This is a genomic window from Ruegeria sp. CDSC025, assembly GCF_059610805.1.
In genome coordinates this window covers 167,223-183,713 of record NZ_JBXWOJ010000006.1, presented here as the reverse complement: position 1 = coordinate 183,713, position 16,491 = coordinate 167,223, and the positions used below count along the sequence as shown (strand labels likewise).

The 16,491-nt window shown below is 54.6% G+C and carries 14 protein-coding genes and 1 pseudogene; 10 read left to right on the top strand and 5 right to left on the bottom strand.

Features of this window, described 5'->3' with window-relative positions:
- Positions 1-16: 16 nt before the first annotated feature.
- From AC2FH8_RS11255 to AC2FH8_RS11240, 4 genes are read right to left on the bottom strand one after another with little or no spacing between them, the layout of a single operon-like run.
- Complete coding sequence (locus AC2FH8_RS11255; RefSeq protein ID WP_281994834.1) at positions 17-940, bottom strand: 2-hydroxyacid dehydrogenase; 924 nt, start codon at positions 938-940, stop codon at positions 17-19.
- The gene (locus tag AC2FH8_RS11250) at positions 933-1,781 is read right to left on the bottom strand and encodes a fumarylacetoacetate hydrolase family protein (protein WP_496689787.1); all 849 of its coding nucleotides are present in this window, start codon (positions 1,779-1,781) and stop codon (positions 933-935) included. The genes AC2FH8_RS11255 and AC2FH8_RS11250 overlap by 8 nt, the downstream gene beginning before the upstream one ends.
- A gap of 11 nt (positions 1,782-1,792) precedes the next feature.
- Positions 1,793-3,589 carry an IlvD/Edd family dehydratase gene (locus AC2FH8_RS11245; RefSeq protein WP_496689786.1) on the bottom strand — a complete coding sequence of 599 codons (1,797 nt, stop codon included), beginning with the start codon at positions 3,587-3,589 and terminating at the stop codon, positions 1,793-1,795.
- Positions 3,586-4,344 carry an SDR family oxidoreductase gene (locus AC2FH8_RS11240; protein WP_142634760.1) on the bottom strand — a complete coding sequence of 253 codons (759 nt, stop codon included), beginning with the start codon at positions 4,342-4,344 and terminating at the stop codon, positions 3,586-3,588. Before AC2FH8_RS11240 ends, AC2FH8_RS11245 begins: the two co-directional genes overlap by 4 nt.
- A gap of 190 nt (positions 4,345-4,534) precedes the next feature.
- Between AC2FH8_RS11240 and AC2FH8_RS11235 the strand changes: the two genes are divergently transcribed.
- The gene (locus AC2FH8_RS11235) at positions 4,535-5,419 is read left to right on the top strand and encodes an NAD(P)-dependent oxidoreductase (RefSeq protein WP_496689785.1); all 885 of its coding nucleotides are present in this window, start codon (positions 4,535-4,537) and stop codon (positions 5,417-5,419) included.
- Positions 5,420-5,448: 29 nt separating this feature from the next.
- Positions 5,449-6,384, top strand: coding sequence for a D-erythronate dehydrogenase (gene denD, locus AC2FH8_RS11230; RefSeq protein ID WP_496689784.1), 936 nt, complete (start codon positions 5,449-5,451; stop codon positions 6,382-6,384).
- On the opposite strand, the gene AC2FH8_RS11225 is transcribed toward denD, so the two are convergent.
- A complete protein-coding gene (locus AC2FH8_RS11225; protein ID WP_142634766.1) occupies positions 6,381-7,031 on the bottom strand; it encodes a GntR family transcriptional regulator in 651 nt (216 codons plus the stop codon). The genes denD and AC2FH8_RS11225 overlap by 4 nt on opposite strands.
- Positions 7,032-7,229: 198 nt before the next feature.
- On the opposite strand from AC2FH8_RS11225, the gene AC2FH8_RS11220 reads away from it, so the two are divergent.
- From AC2FH8_RS11220 to AC2FH8_RS11185, 8 genes and pseudogenes are all read left to right on the top strand, one after another.
- On the top strand, positions 7,230-8,243 hold the full coding sequence (locus tag AC2FH8_RS11220; RefSeq protein WP_142635164.1) for a TRAP transporter substrate-binding protein: 1,014 nt from the start codon (positions 7,230-7,232) through the stop codon (positions 8,241-8,243).
- Positions 8,244-8,322: 79 nt separating this feature from the next.
- The gene (locus AC2FH8_RS11215; protein ID WP_142634768.1) at positions 8,323-9,492 is read left to right on the top strand and encodes a mandelate racemase/muconate lactonizing enzyme family protein; all 1,170 of its coding nucleotides are present in this window, start codon (positions 8,323-8,325) and stop codon (positions 9,490-9,492) included.
- Positions 9,493-9,508: 16 nt separating this feature from the next.
- Positions 9,509-10,351 carry a TRAP transporter small permease subunit gene (locus tag AC2FH8_RS11210; protein WP_246097147.1) on the top strand — a complete coding sequence of 281 codons (843 nt, stop codon included), beginning with the start codon at positions 9,509-9,511 and terminating at the stop codon, positions 10,349-10,351.
- Entirely contained in the window at positions 10,351-11,973 is a 1,623-nt protein-coding gene (locus AC2FH8_RS11205) for a TRAP transporter large permease (RefSeq protein ID WP_142634770.1), read from the top strand. The genes AC2FH8_RS11210 and AC2FH8_RS11205 overlap by 1 nt, the downstream gene beginning before the upstream one ends.
- Before the next feature lie 10 nt (positions 11,974-11,983).
- Positions 11,984-12,934: a phytanoyl-CoA dioxygenase family protein gene (locus AC2FH8_RS11200; RefSeq protein ID WP_282021400.1), complete on the top strand. Its 951-nt coding sequence runs from the start codon at positions 11,984-11,986 to the stop codon at positions 12,932-12,934.
- 24 nt (positions 12,935-12,958) lie between these two features.
- The gene (locus AC2FH8_RS11195; RefSeq protein ID WP_496689783.1) at positions 12,959-14,461 is read left to right on the top strand and encodes a UxaA family hydrolase; all 1,503 of its coding nucleotides are present in this window, start codon (positions 12,959-12,961) and stop codon (positions 14,459-14,461) included.
- On the top strand, positions 14,458-15,462 hold the full coding sequence (locus tag AC2FH8_RS11190) for a Gfo/Idh/MocA family protein (RefSeq protein ID WP_142634776.1): 1,005 nt from the start codon (positions 14,458-14,460) through the stop codon (positions 15,460-15,462). Before AC2FH8_RS11195 ends, AC2FH8_RS11190 begins: the two co-directional genes overlap by 4 nt.
- 98 nt (positions 15,463-15,560) lie before the next feature.
- Positions 15,561-16,490: pseudogene (locus tag AC2FH8_RS11185) on the top strand (NAD(P)-dependent oxidoreductase); the annotation flags it as partial.
- Between the last annotated feature and the right edge of the window lies 1 nt (position 16,491).

Sequence of the window (16,491 nt, the reverse complement as noted above, 5' to 3'; positions counted from 1 at the left end):
TGTTCAGATTGGCCTTTTACAGATCTCTGCATTCCGGCACAGCTGTGATCACCGATCCGTCCTTAAGGTGTTGCAGGAGATTGTCGACAGTTAGGTCACCCATAGCTGCACGCGTCTCAATAGTCGCGCTACCAGCGTGAGGGAGCAGAACGACATTGGACAGCTCGCGCAATGCTTTTGGAACACGCGGTTCGTCCTCGAAAACATCAAGCCCTGCCCACCCGAGCTCACCGTTTTGCAATGCATTAATGAGGGCAGTTTCGTCGACGATCGAACCTCGACTAACGTTTATCAGAGTGCCGCCTGCCCCCAACGCGTGCAGCACCTCAGCGTTGACCAACTTGTTGGTCGAAGGACCGCCGGGCGTGATGCATATGAGGACGTCCACATGTTCTGCCATTTCAACCAAATTGTCGAAATACGGGTACGGGACATCCTTTTGATTGCGGGTGTGATAAGAAATTTCGGGGGCCCACGGCTCCAACTTATCAACGATCGCCTGACCAATGCGACCAAGACCAAGAATGCCTATCTTTTGATTGTCCGCTGATCGCGTCAAAGGGGCATTACCTTCAACTTCCCACCGTCCGGACCGAACGTAATCATCGTCACGTATGAGCTCTCGATAACATGACAGAAACAGCAGAACGGCGGTGGTTGCGACTTCTTTGTTCAAAACATTGGGTGTGTGCGTAACAACAATCCCACGCTCAACCGCAGCATTTGCGTCGACAGCGTCGTAACCGACCCCATAGACACTGATCATCTTCAGGTTACTGAGTGATGTCATCAGGTCATGGGGAACACCATCATGTCCGTTCGTTACAATATGCGTAACACTTTCCGCGTTGAAATTGTCCAATTGATGAATGTCGAACGCTGCGGACAGGCGCTCTCGCATCCGTTCAGTGATCCCTCCGATTTGCAACAAGTCAGTCATCTTGACCAACCTTTTGCCGCTGAACACCAAGCCCATCGATGCGAAGCTCCATGACGTCGCCTTTTTTCAGATAAATTGGCTCCGGTTTGATCCCCATTCCAACACCGGGCGGTGTTCCAGTTGAAATTACGTCACCGGGGTGCAGTGTGAATAGTTGGCTAAGATGCTCTATGATCTCGGTAACGGAAAAGATCATCGTAGCAGTATTCCCGGTTTGCATGCGCTGACCGTTTACATCCAGTGACATTCCAAGGCTTTGAGGATCAGGCACCTCATCCCGGGTCACTAGCCACGGGCCGGTAGGGCCAAATGTGTCGCACGATTTTCCTTTGGTCCATTGACCGGTCAGTTGAGTTTGAAAATGCCTTTCCGACACGTCATTTACGATGCAATAGCCCGCAACATATTCGAGTGCGTCGGCCTTGGAAACGTATTTGGCTGTTTTGCCTATGACGACGCCCAGTTCGCATTCCCAGTCGGTGTGTGTAGATCCCCGCGGCATGACAACCTCGTCATATGCCCCAATGACCGCTGAGTTAGCCTTGAAAAAAAGGATCGGATGCTCGGGAATATCTGCGCCGGTTTCTGCAGCATGGTCCGAGTAGTTCAAACCGATGCAAAGAAATTTACCGATGTCGCCGACACACGGTGCGATACGAGGATCACCCTCCACAATTGGCAGGTTACTCGGATCTATTGAGCGCAGACTATCAAGAGTTCCGTCATCTAAAATCTCGCCGGTGATATCATTGATGTGAGCGGACAGATCCCGCAAATGCCCCTCAGAGTCGACCAGGGCAGGCTTTTCCGAGCCCTCGGCTCCGTAACGAACTAGTTTCATTTCTTTTCCTTTTAGTGATTGTCGCGTGGCATGAAGCCTCGCGCAATATCGCGGTAGTTTTCTGCACCTTTGAGCGTCATACCGCGATCCAACCGATCTACTTTTTCGCGAAATATTTCCTGCCACGGGGATTGGTTGGGCGGCATTGAATACCCACCTTTTGCCTCCAGATCGCGGGCGCGTTCATGCAGTTCTTCAAGCGAAACCAGCATATCTGCTGTGCCTTTACCTAGATCGATGCGCAGTCGGTCGCCAGTTCGCACCAAGGCCAACCCACCGCCCTCTGCTGCTTCGGGTGAAGCATTCAGGATAGACGGGCTTCCTGATGTGCCGGATTGCCGGCCATCACCGATGCAAGGAAGGGCTTCGATGCCTTGTTTCAACAAATATGCAGGTGGTCGCATGTTCACGACCTCTGCGGCACCTGGGTACCCTCTTGGTCCTGCTCCGCGCATAATCAGAATACAGTTTGCGTCTATTTTTTCTGCGGGATCATCGATCCGATGGTGAAAATCCTCGGGCCCATCAAACACAACCGCCCTGCCCTCGAATGCATTAGGATCATCCGGGTTCGACAGGTAGGTCTCTCGAAATGCCTGTGAGATCACAGATGTCTTCATAATCGCACTCTCGAACAAGTTGCCCGAGAGATTGATGAACCCCGCCTGTTGCTTAACCGGGCTACTGACAGGCTTGATTACGTCGCTATTCTGAGACCGGCGCGTCGAGCAGTTATTGCCCATCGTCTTACCGTTCACCGTTATCGCATCGGGATGCGGCAGCAATCCAGCATCAAGAAGCTCTCCGACAACGGCGGGAACACCCCCGGCCTGCTGGTAATCTTCGCCCAGATATTTGCCCGCAGGCTGCATGTTAACCAACAGAGGAACTTCGTGGCCAAGTTTCTGCCAGTCATCGTTGTTCAATGGAATACCAAGATGCCGGGCGATTGCATTCAGGTGAATCGGCGCGTTCGTCGATCCGCCAATCGCCGAGTTTATGACAATCGCATTCTCAAAAGCCTGACGTGTCATCACATCGCTGGGGCGTAAATCCTCCCAGACCATGTCCACAATGCGTTTACCCGTTTCATAACTGATTTGACCGCGCTCTCGATACGGGGCAGGTATGGCTGCTGATCCCGGCAATTGCATTCCCAAGGCTTCAGCAAGCGAATTCATGGTCGTTGCTGTTCCCATCGTATTGCAATAACCCACCGAAGGTGCCGCGGCGGCTGCGATCTCCATGAACTCATCGGTGTCGATTTCATCAGCCGCAAGGTCTTCGCGCGCTTTCCAAATAACCGTTCCTGATCCGGCGCGCTCACCTTTCCACCAGCCGTTGAGCATTGGGCCGACCGACAGCGCAATCGCTGGGATGTTGACGGTCGCAGCGGCCATAAGAAGAGCGGGCGTTGTCTTGTCGCAACCAATGTTCAGAACAACGCCATCAATCGGGTACCCGAATAGACTCTCAACGAGGGACAGATAAGCTAGATTGCGGTCGAGAGAGGCCGTTGGCCGTTTACCGGTCTCTTGTATCGGGTGGACTGGTATTTCGATGCACGTTCCCCCGGCGGCGATGATTCCGTCGCGAACGCGTTTGGACAACTCGATATGATGCCGGTTGCAGGGGCTCAAATCACTGCCGGTCTGAGCAATCCCAATGATCGGCTTGCCTGATTGCAGTTCTGCGCGGGTCAACCCGTAGTTCAGGTATCTCTCTAAATACAATGCCGTCATCTCAAGGTTCTCAGAGTTCATGAACCACTTGCGAGATCGCAGATCATTTTTTGATATTTTAGTCATTGGCCTGACCATCCCCCGTCAATTATGTGCGTGTGTCCCGTGGTGAATGCACTTTCATCGCTTGCCAGATAGACGACCAATGCGGCAATCTCTTCTGCCTTCGCCACACGCCCCATAGGCTGACGCGCCACAAATTGTGCAAGGGCTTCTTCTCTGCTGCCCAGTTGCTCTCCCAACGCATCTACGCGGTCACGCCAGCTGGGACTGTCGACTGTTCCCGGACAAATGCAATTGCACCGAATTCCTTGTGTTATGAAGTCAACGGCTACTGATTTAGTCAGCCCAACAACAGCAGCCTTTGTCGTTCCATATACACAACGATTTGGCGCACCGATTATGGAACCCAGTGCGGAAGACATATTGATTATCGAGCCTCCTCCGCGCTCTAGCATCCCCGGCAATACAGCCTTTGTCGTGCGCACCATTGAGCGCACATTAAGGTCCATGGCGAAGTCCCATTCTTCATCGGTCGCATCCAGAATCGTTCCGTGATGCACGAACCCGGCGCAGTTGAACAAAACGTCCGGCTTCGCTCGCGCGACCCCATGATGAATACTGTCATTATTCGTCACATCCATCTCGAAAATTTCGAGATTTTCGTGATTCTGATCGCGAATCAAATTTAAATTTCCAGGGTTAATATCCGTCGCATAGACTTTCGCACCCTCTCTTGCCATCGCAATTACGCTTGCAAGTCCGATCCCTTGCGCGGCGGCTGTGACCAGGACGTTTTTTCCCTTAAGTCTCTCTGACATATATATTTTCCGACCCTAAAAGTGGCGACTGGACAAGTGTTACTTCGTCCCACAGATCAACCGAGAAGCAGAGAAACCTTGGCGGATTTGCAACGACTTCTGGCATGTGGGCCCAGAGCCGTTAGCGTATGACAGAGATTTTGGTTTGGCCATAACCATGCGTGGCGCACCTTCGGAAGGACAGAGGATTATGAGCAAGCAGTTAAAAGTAGCTCTATTGGGAACCGGCCTGATGGGCGCTCCTATGGCGAGGAATATTTTGCGCGCCGAATTTCCGCTAACCGTATGGAACCGCAGCTTGAAAAAGGCAAAACCGTTGACGGCAGAAGGCGCGACATTGGCGGAAACTGCCCCGCTGGCGGTTTCGGGTGCAGACGTAATAGTAACCATGCTGTCGGATGGGTACGCGACCGGCGCGCTACTTTCTGACGAGGCTTTCCGCGAACAACTCAAACCGGGGATGATCTGGATTGATATGTCCAGCGCTAAACCCGAACACGCCAGAGAGCAATCCGCGCAATTATCCTCGATGGGGGTGCAGCATCTGGACGCCCCGGTTTCCGGTGGCACCAAAGGTGCCGAAGCTGGCACCCTTGCGATCATGGTCGGTGGTGATAAGGACGTTATGGAGCGCATGCGACCGGTTCTGACAGCAATAGGCCGGCCTGTGCATGTTGGCCCAAGTGGTTCCGGTCAATTGTGCAAATTGGCCAATCAAACAATTGTCGCTGTGACAATATCTGCTGTCGCCGAAGCGACACTACTGGCTCAGCAAGGCGGTGCAGACCCAACCGCGTTGAGGGCCGCGCTGAAGGGGGGCTTTGCGGATAGCATTATTTTGCAACAACATGGCGAACGCATGTCTGACGGAAATTTTGTACCCGGAGGTTTGTCTAAGTTTCAAATAAAGGATTTGGACAACACACTAGAGGAAGCGCGCAGCCTTCGCGTTGAGCTACCCAGCACCCAATCTGTGCGCGACCGTTTCGAATATTTGATAGACGAAATGGATGGGGCTGAGCTGGATCATTCGGCCTTGTATTTGGAACTTAAAAAACGGAACGGGATGCTGTGACGAGGATCCTTGTGTTAGGCGGTGGAGGAATGCTGGGCCAGAAACTGGCTCATAGAATTTCGACCCAAGAAACTTTTGGACCAGAAGCCCAAATCTCACTGTTCGATCTCTCGTTCCCGCTCGACAGTGCGCCAGGTAAGCAAATTGTGGGGAACTTGACTGCGCCAGGCATCGCCAAGTCTGTTGCAGCTCAGCGCCCGGTCGTCATATTCCACCTTGCAGCTATCGTTTCAGGCCAAGCTGAGAAAGACTTTGCGTTGGGCTGGGATGTCAACCTTATGGCGACCTGGGCACTGCTGAATGCACTCAGAGATGAACACGCGGCATCAGGAGGCGAGTACACGCCTCGTCTGGTTTTTGCCTCGTCCATAGCAGTTTTCGGAGCACCGTTCCCTGAAAAGATTGGCGATGAGTTCCTCTCGGCACCTTTGACCAGTTACGGAGCGCAGAAAGCAGCGTCTGAGTTGATGATCACGGATTTCAGCAGGAAAGGATACATCGACGGTATTTCCTTGCGCTTGCCCACTTTGTGTGTACGCCCGGGCAAGGCCAACGCTGCCGCTTCTTCCTTCTTTTCAGGTATAATCCGAGAGCCACTGAATGGGGATGAGGCTGTCTTACCAGTTGCCGTCACTGTTCGCCACTGGCACGCCAGCCCCCGCGCCGCTGCGACTTTTTTGACCCATGCAGCAACACTGGACACGCAGCTTTTGAATGACAGACGCGCATTAAACATGCCGGGCGTAAGTTGCACCGTCGCCGAACAAATCGAAGCGCTGCGCGATGTGGCCGGTCAAGATGCAGTTGGCCTCATCAGGCGAGAACCCGACGAGGCAATCGAACGAATAGTCAAGAATTGGCCGCGCGACTTTCAAACAGATCGCGCTCGGGAGTTGGGGTTCAAGGCGGAATCAAGCTTCGACGAAATCATTCAGGTGTATTTGGAAGACGATTTTCGGCTTTAGTCGCCCATCGTCTTTCCAGTTAGGTGGCGTTTCAGATGATCGTGAATCTTTTCTCGTGTTAACTGCTCATCCCCTGACAATGCTGCTTCAAGTATATCGGCATGGTGTCTTATGTTTTGAGAAATGAACTCAAAGTTCCGATCTGCCACCATCAATTGCTGTCTGAATTGCGCGTAAACTCGGCTATGCATTTGTTTTAAGGTTTCCGAGCCACAGGCAGAAATAAGCGTTTGGTGAAACTCCTTCTCCGAGGCAAACCATATCTCGATAAGGCCGCTCGGGTCGTCTGTGGAGTGTATGCGTTTTTCGATATGGCTAAGTTTGTGATGAGCGGCCGTCAATCTTGCTTCCCAATCCACTCCGCCATTGCGGATCGACATCGCAGTGCCTTCGGCCTCCAACAAAACACGGACGTGTGTCAATTCGATAAGCTTCTGCGGCGAACGCATCGGCACGCGGAAACCTTTTTGTTCCTGAAAGTCCACCAATCCAACAGCGGCCAAACGAAAAAGGACTTCCCGAACCGCACTCGCAGAACAGCCATACTCATTACGAAGTTCTTCGGCTCTCACCTTGGCTCCATGCTCAAATCCATTAGAGATTAGGCGCATTTTAAGGTCTTGATAAATATCGATTTCTTCTTTCATCCAGGTATGCGCCTTCAATTTTTGTCCAAGTAGCGTCGTAAGCAATTTTTCGAATTTATGCAATAATCTCGAAATTTTTAGAAATTTCAAATTTTTCTTGTTGCATTCGATTCGTCGGCTTAACGTCTATCTGCGTGACAGCAGCGGAGGCGACAAGATCTCCCACTAAGCGCAATGCTCAACGTCTGGGAGGACACCATGAAAATAGTCAAGACAGCGGCCGTGGCGGCCGTAGCCACGACAATGGCAGCCGGTTTCGCGATGGCTGAAACAACGAAACTTAGAATTCAAACCCATTTTTCGCCCGAAACTCTTTCTGGTCAGATGGCTGCAAAATTCGTTGAAGACATTCAGGAGATGTCGAACGGCGAAATCGAAGTTGAAATGTTCTATTCCTCTTCGGTGGTCAAATCAGTTGAAACCTTCGATGCCGCTGCTACGGGGATTTTGGACTGCGACATGACGGGCGGCGGCTATCAGACCGGTAAAAATCCGGCCTTCCAGTTTGCGGGCGACCTGCTCGGCGGGTATCAGAACCCATATCAGCAAATGGCTTGGCTTCTTCATGGCGGCGGAAGAGAAGCTGTGAATGATCTATACAACGGCTACGACATGGAGTTCATCGGATGGTGGATTCCCGGGCCGGAGTCGCTTTCTTCGACCAAGCCGATTGCAAAAGTGGACGACTTCAAAGATTGGAAATTCCGCTCCCCTCCAGGCCTTGCGACCAAAGTGTTCGCGGAACTTGGTGCTTCTCCGATCGTTATGGACTTCAACGAAATCTTTACGGCTTTGGAAACCGGTATCATTGATGGCGCGGATGCCGCGAACCTGACTAACAACGTGGGACTGGGTCTGTACGAGATCGCAGGTCACACAAACTATCCCGGTTTTCACTCGATGCCGGCAGATCACCTAGCCTGTCGCAAAGAAGTTTGGGAAGCTATGCCTGCGCACCACAAGAAGATCATGGAAGTCGCAATGGATAGCTTGGCTTTGCACAATGCCACAATCAATGAAGTGCAGAACGCTCAGACTGCAAAAGACCTGAAAGCAAAAGGTGTTCAGTTGTACGAATGGTCGCCTGAAGACCTGGCAGCGTATCGCGCGGCCGTTCAGGTCGGTTGGACTGAATTCGCGACGACCCCTGAGGCACAGGCGCTTTTGGAAAGCCACATCAACTTCCTGCGTGACCTGGGAGCAATGCAGTAGTCAGGCTTCGACCGAATTACGACGCACGGAGAGGCCGCACTAGCGGCCCCTCCGGATTGGCGCCGGGATCCAGAACTTCATGAAAATCAACAGAATAATAAGTCACATACTGCAGTACGACATGCCGGAAGTTTTGGGCTATTCGCAACAGTATTATGACAAGCGTACAACCCATCTGGTCGAGATTCAGACAGATGAAGGGGTAACCGGTTGGGGGGAGTGTTTTGGTCCCGGAAACGTAGCCATTGCCAACAAGTCTATCGTAGAAAAGGTAATCCAACCATTGGTCCTTGGCATGGACCCTTTGGACAAAGACGTGATCTGGCACAAGGTGTACAACCTTCTGCGAGACCATGGCCAAAGCGGAATGCCAATACAGGCTTTGTCCGGGGTGGACATCGCACTTTGGGATATCACCGGCAAAATCTCTGGCCTCCCCCTCCATAAGCTTGTCGGCGGCGCGCATCGCACAAGCGTTCCTTGCTACGGCTACGGCATGATGCTTCGGGATGAACCGATTTCTAGTCTGGCCAGCCGTTTTGAGGAGGAAGCCGCAAAGATCAAAGAAATGGGATTTACCGCCACCAAAATGAAAACGGGCTTTGGCCCGAAGCCTGATGTGAAGCTGTGCGAAGCAGTTCGACGCGGAGTTGGTGACGACTTTCCTTATATGGTCGATGCAAACCATGCTTATACGACTTCGGACGCATTTTTTGTCGGTCGGGCGTTGGAAGAACTGGACGTATATTGGTTCGAAGAACCTGTCGCGCCAGAAGACATTGACGGGTACCGCGAATTGCGCACTTCGCTGAAAGTCAACATCTCGGGCGGGGAGGCAGTTTTCAATCGCTGGGCTTGGCGCAATCTTCTTGAAAATCGCGGCATCGATATAGCGCAGCCAGAAGTATGCGCTTTGGGCGGTGTTTCAGAGTATCTCAGGATACTAGCACTATGCCACGCACATTTCACTCCGGTCGTAAATCACGTCTGGGGTAGCGCCATCGCTGTCGCAACTAATCTGCATTTACTGGCGGCCATGCCCCCAATTCCAGGCGGCTTGCATCCTTGGGAGCCTATGCTGGAGTTCGACACGACGGACAACAAGTTTCGGGACGATCTGCTGACCGTACCACTGGAAATTCAAAATCAGGTCAAGGCCAACAACGGCCGTGTCATGATCCCGACTGGCCCCGGACTGGGGGTCGAGCCGGATCGAGACTTTATCGATCACTACAGGATCGAAGGATAGGGACGAGGGTTACGCGATGCACAAGAATTCAGGCGGACCAATTGAATGGCTCATACCGTTGGCCTTCGTCGCGACTGCCAGTTGGCTTGTTTGGCATCTCCCGGCATTCCTATTGGATTGGCTGCCTTACACCTCTGAATCCCTCAAAAGCCAGGTAACGGAAATATATCTGCGCAGCGACGTCACGCCCGAATTACCTGGCGTGTTCGGGGGGTATGTCGACATCATCGACGTGGCCGCGCTCGTCCTTCTACCGTTTCTTGCAGTGTTTGGCACCAAGACCGTGCGCCCAGCGACAATGGAGTTCGAAGGCTCGACGGTTATGGATCGTTTCGCCCTGTTCATAGGCCGAGTTACCATGATGATGATCGCAATCATGACTGTCGTCATGCTCTACGAAGTCTTCATGCGTTATATCCTGGAAAAGCCGACCGAGTGGGCCAACGAAATGACACTCTGGTTCGCCAGCTTTGTGTTTTTGATGTCTGGCTACTACGCCATGCAACAACGCAGTCACATTCGAATATTCCTGCTGTACGACGCAGTTCCACGTTGGCTTCAGCGTGTTTTTGATACGGTTTCGACAATCCTGATCGTACTGTTTGCCTTCTTTCTGGTCTACGGCAGCTACAAACAGGTGTTCGTCAACAAGCTCTATAAATGGGAGCTTTATGGCTCCGCCTTCAATCCTCCGATCCCGGCGACGTTGCAGCCGATGGTGCTGATCGTGATTACGCTCGTCGCAATGCAAGCAATTTTGAACTTGATCGCGGATTGGAACAAAGAACCGGAAATCCACACAGATGAACCGGACGAAGACGAAATTGAAATGATCAAACGAGCGGTGGGACAAGACTGATGGATATTGGAACAATCTCACTCATCCTGATGGTCGCCCTGATCGTGCTTCTGGCGATCGGAATGCCCTTGGGTCTGGCCTCGGCTTCTCTTGCTGTTCTGGTTCTGGTCCTGAAGTTTGAACCGACACTGCTTTTGAACCCGTTTTCATTCGGCGACGGGGTTCTCACCGGTCGGCCAGGCACTGGGCCGCTCTATATCCTGGCGCAGAAGATATACGGGCTCTTAACGGACTACGTGCTCATATCAGTTCCATTGTTTATCTTCATGGCGTCGCTGCTAGAGCGGTCCGGGATCGCGCGGGACATGTATTCGTCGTTGAATGTCTGGCTGTCCAGAACACGCGGCGGCATCGCAATCGTGACCTCGATCATGGCGGTGATCATGGCGGCCATGTCCGGCATCATCGGCGGTGAGGTTGTCCTGCTGGGCCTTATCGCCCTGCCCCAGATGCTGCGCCTCGGCTACGATCAGAATCTCGCGATCGGCGTCATCTGCGCCTCGGGGTCGCTTGGCACTATGATCCCTCCCTCGATCGTTCTGATCATCTATGGGCTGATCACCGAAACCTCGATCAAGTCGCTGTTCACCGCGTCTTTCATTCCCGGCTTCATGTTGGCCTCGATGATCATCCTGTACATCATCATCCGCACGCAGTTGAATCCTCATCACGCTCCGCTGCCGGAGCCGGACCCGAATGACCCCGAACCGGCTGAAAAACGCAAACTGTTTGGGGCTTTCATGAGCATCGTCGTCGCCGGATTTTCCACCGTTCTGTTTATCCGGGCTGCGTTCTTCGAGCTTTCCGGATCAAACGCTGCCAGCCAGGGTGAACCAGCGCGGCTGGGGACAGCTGACTACCTGCCCTGGTTTGCCGGCATCACGATCGTCGCCCTACTGCTGATCTTCTTCGTCTTTGGCAGAGAGCGCGCCAAAATAGGGTGGGAAATGGGCAAAGGCCTCGTTGCACCGCTGGTCGTCATCGGCGTCGTTCTCGGCTCGATCTATGGCGGGATCACAGGCATCACCGAGGCAGCAGGCATGGGCGCCTTCGCCGTCCTGATCATCGCTATCCTGCGGGGCGAGGGATCGTTTGAGCTGGTTTGGGACAGCTTGATGCGGACGTTAAAATCCACAGGTACCATTATCTGGGTTACGATCGGGGCCGCCGCGCTGGCGGGTGCCTACACCATTGCTGGCGGGCCCCAATACGTGGCCGACCTGATCGTCGGCCAGGAGCTGCCGACCATGCTGGTCATTCTGGTGATGATGCTGATCTTGCTGTTCATGGGCGCATTCATGGATTGGGTCGGCATCGTTCTGTTGATCATTCCGGTCTTTCTACCGATCGTCCTGCGCCTTCCCATTGAGGAAATCGGGGTCTTTGGCCAGCTAGAGCCGAGTCATGTCGCCATCTGGTTCGGCGTCGTGTTCTGTATGAACATGCAGGTCAGCTTCCTCTCGCCACCTTTCGGACCGGCCGCGTTCTACCTGAAGTCGGTAGCCCCGCCGCATATCAGCCTGACGGATATCTTCCGCGGCTTCCTGCCATTCATCGGGATCCAGTTGCTGGCGCTTTCCGTTCTTCTGATCTGGCCGGGCATCATCGCGCTGCTGTTGTGAGGTTGCACCCATGCTGACACAAGATCAGATTGGCAAGTTCCGGACGGACGGATACCTCGTGGTCGAAGATGTTATTCCCGGCGATGTCCTGGATCGGGTACAGGCCGAATACTCGGATGTCCTGAACCGGCTCTATGACGGTTGGTACAACAAAGGGCTGGTCAAGAACGACCCGTCGAGAATGACCTTCTGGGACAAACTTCTGTCCGCCTATCAGGCCGGTTGCGACTATTTCCAGCCGCTGGACATCTCGTTGCCCGGCGATCGGATCATGGCGGACACACCGTTACATATTGGGCCCGCAGTGTTCGACTTGCTGACGGCCCAGCCCATGCTTGACGTTGTCGAGCAGTTGATCGGGCCAGAGTTGGTCAGCAATCCGATCCAGCACGTTCGGCTGAAGCCCCCTGCCCTTAAGCTGTGCAAGGACGAGGTGCGCGCGCATATCACCGCAACGGACTGGCATCAGGACCGGGCGGTTGCGTTGGAGGATGCGGACCAGACCGACATGGTCACGGTTTGGATTGCCGTCAACGATGCAACGGTTGAAAACGGCTGCTTGCAAGTGCTGCCAAAGGCACAAGACCAATCCATCCTGCCGCATTGCGCGCGGACACAGACAGGCATTGCCGACGGGTTCATTGACGAAGGCCGAGCCGTGCCCCTTCCTGTCAAGGCAGGCGGGATCATCCTGTTTCACCCTCTGACGCCACATGCTTCGCTGGTCAATGAAACGGACCGGTTCCGCTGGTCGTTCGACATCCGCTTCAGTGCGACAGGCCAACCCACCGGTCGAGATCATTTCCCCAGCTTCATCGCGAGGTCCAGATCGCACCCCGAAACCGAGCTGCGAGATTGGCGCGTCTGCAAGTCCAATTGGGAAGCGGCCAGAGCAAGGCTGTCCGGACAGCCGCATATAGATATTCACCGGTGGACATCGGACTCGCCGTTCTGCGCCTAGCTGCTGCCGCCAAGAAAGCTGATTATGACTTTTGTACGTTTAGATCGAACGGATAGCGTGGTGGTTGCAACTCGGCCGCTGGAGGCCGGTAGTATGGTCGAAGATGTCTCGACCAATGCGCGCATCCCTTCGGGACACAAGGTCGCCACGCGTATGCTTGCACCCGGTGATCCGGTCAGAAAATACGCCCAGATTATCGGTTACGCCACCCAACGGATCGAACCTGGCGACCATGTGCACACCCACAATATCGAGTTCCGTAATACCAGCGTGGACTACGAGTTTGCGACGGACCACCGGCCCATGAAACCCGCCACCTCGGTCGATACGTTCATGGGCTACCACCGGGACAACGGTCGGTTCGGTACGCGCAATTACATCGCGGTTCTGACCACCGTGAACTGTTCGGCGACTGCGGCCCGCATGATTGCCAACCACTTCACACCGGACAAGCTGGCAGAGTTTCCGAACGTCGACGGCGTGGTTGCCTTTGTCCACGGAACGGGCTGCGGAATGGCCGACTCTGGCGACGGTTTCGAAGCTCTTCAACGGGTCATGTGGGGGTTTGCGAAACATCCCAACCACGCTGCTGTTCTGATGGTCGGTCTGGGCTGCGAGATGAACCAGATCGACTGGCTGTTGGACGCGTATGGGCTGAAGCAGAGCCCCACCTTCCATACGATGAACATCCAGAACGTCGCCGGATTGCGCCGGACCGTGGAAATGGGCATCAGCAAGATCAACCAGATGCTGCCCCTTGCCAATGAAGCGCGGCGCAGCGAAGCCCCGGCGTCCGAACTGATGGTTGCGCTGCAATGCGGTGGATCGGACGCTTGGTCAGGTGTGACCGCGAACCCTGCGCTCGGACATGCCTGCGACCTGTTGATTGCCCAAGGAGGCACAGGAGTCCTTGCGGAAACGCCCGAAATCTATGGAGCCGAACACCTTTTAACCCGCCGCGCCCTTGGTCGTGCAACTGGGGACAAACTGATCGGACTGATCGATTGGTGGCAGGACTATACCGCTCGCAATCACGGTTCGATGGACAACAACCCAAGCCCCGGCAACAAGCAAGGCGGTCTGACGACCATCCTTGAGAAATCGCTGGGGGCAGCGGCGAAGGGCGGAACCACCCCTTTGACCGGTGTATTCAAATACGCCGAACCCATCACCGCCAAAGGCTTCACCTTCATGGACAGCCCCGGATATGACCCAGCCTCGGTGACTGGGCAGATTGCGGCCGGGTGCAACCTTGTGTGCTTCACCACGGGACGCGGCTCTGCATTTGGGTCCAAACCGGCACCCACGCTGAAAATCGCTACTAACTCTGAGTTGGCAGCGCGCATGCCCGAAGACATGGACGTGGATGCGGGCGACATTCTGACCAAAGGTACCAGCGTCGAAGAAAAAGGACGGGAAATATACCAACTGCTGCTCCAAGTCGCCTCGGGCGCGCGGACCAAGTCCGAGGCGCAGGGCTTGGGTGACTACGAATTCGTTCCCTGGCAAATCGGAGCGGTGATGTGAAAAGGATCCTTGTAGCCGGCGGTGGATTGATCGGTATCCGCCACGTCCGCGCCGTGATTGAGCATCCCGGCTGTATGTTGGTCGGGTTGGCCGATCCAGATGGCTCGATCAAGATAGACGTGCCGCGTTTTGCTAGTGTGGACGAGGTGCAGGACCCGGTGGATGGCGTCATCATTGCGACGCCGACCCGCCTGCATGCAGAACACGGCATTCTGGCCGCATCCCGCGGTTGGCACATGCTAATCGAAAAGCCGGTTGCCGCATCAGTCGATGATGCCCTGCGCCTGAGGACGGCCGTTCGCCAGGCTAATGTCCGCAGCCTTGTAGGCCACCATCGGCGTTATCACACAACCTTGCAGCAACTGAAAGAGGTGATCGCGCAAGGTACGATCGGACAAGTTATCAACGTCTCGTTGCTGTGGGCCATGCGCAAACCCGAGAGTTATTTTGAACAGAACTGGCGGACTTTCGATGGCAGCCCAGTCATGATCAACCTGGTGCATGATATCGATGTCATGCGCTTTGTGATCGGAGAAATCTCAGATGTCGTCGCCCTGCCTGGCGCGTCGATCCGCGGATCAGATCGGATAGAAAGCGGGGCTATCGCGATCGCGTTCGAAAACGGCGCAACGGGCACTATCAGCTTTGCCGACACCGCACCCAGCCCTTGGGGGTTTGAGGCCGGAACCGGCGAAAACCCGAACATCGGCACAACCCGACAGGACATGATGTGGATCACTGGAACCAAGGGCGCTGTAAGTTTTCCTTCCATGACCCTGTGGCGTGGTAAGGATTGGGGCACTGCGGCCCAAAAAGACCAACTTCTACGACCGAAACAGAAACGCGAGCCGCTGGAGGCCCAGTTGGATCACTTCCTTGACGTGATCGACGGCGCCTCACCGTTGATCGACGTCGAGGATGCGGCCCGGACGCTCGAGGTCACATCACGGATAGAACAGGGGCTAAAAGCGCGGTCAGCTCGAGCGCGGGCACCGACCTGAAGGAAATCCGGCCCCGGCGAAGAACCGGGCCACCCAAAAACCTATGATTACACGCCGGGCAATATGAGCATCCGAACTTCAAAACCGCCCGCGCCAGACACAAGAATGAAAACCAGAGACATTTACGGAAAGGGAAACCAATGAGCAAACCATCAATCGGGTTTATCGGCTTGGGACTAATGGGCGGAGCCATGGTGAACCGACTGTTGGACCAAGGATACTCGGTCACGGTATTGGGAAACCGCGACCGCACATACCTGGACGCCGCGATTGACCGAGGCGCCCGCGAGATGGAAAACGCCCACGAGCTGGCTCAGGCCAGTGACATCGTGATGCTGTGCATGGGTACCTCCGAACAGGTCGAGGGCCGTATGCGCGGTGCAGATGGAGTGATTTCGGGATTGAAACCCGGGGCGATCGTCATCGACTTTGGCACCTCGCTTCCAGGCAGCACACGCGCCTTGGCCGAGGAGGTTGCCGCAGCCGGCGGAAGCTATCTTGATGCGCCGCTTGGCCGTACGCCTTCGCACGCGCTAGAGGGCAAGCTCAACATTATGACTTCCGGCGACAAGGCTGCCTTTGACAAGGCCGAGCCGACACTGAAAGACTTGGGCGAAAACGTTTTTTACCTTGGCCCCGTTGGGTCCGGACACACGATCAAGCTGATCAACAACTTCTTCGGAATGACCGTCGCGAACGCAATGGCCGAAGCTTTTGCCATGGCAGATATTACCGGTGTTGACCGCAAGCAGGTGTATGACGTTATGGCCGCAGGGCCGCTGTATTCCGGAATGATGGATTTCGTCAAAGCCTACGGCGTCGAGGATGACCCAAATCAGCTGGCCTTTGCCATCAAGAACGCGGCAAAAGATCTTGGGTATTATGACCGCATGGCACGCGAGGCAGGCGTTACCAGCGTGATGTCGCAGGGCGCGCTTTCGGCGCTGATTGACGCGCGCGACCACGGTCAGGCGGACGACATGGTCAGCCAGATGGTTGACTACTACGTCAAGCGTTTCAACACCTGAT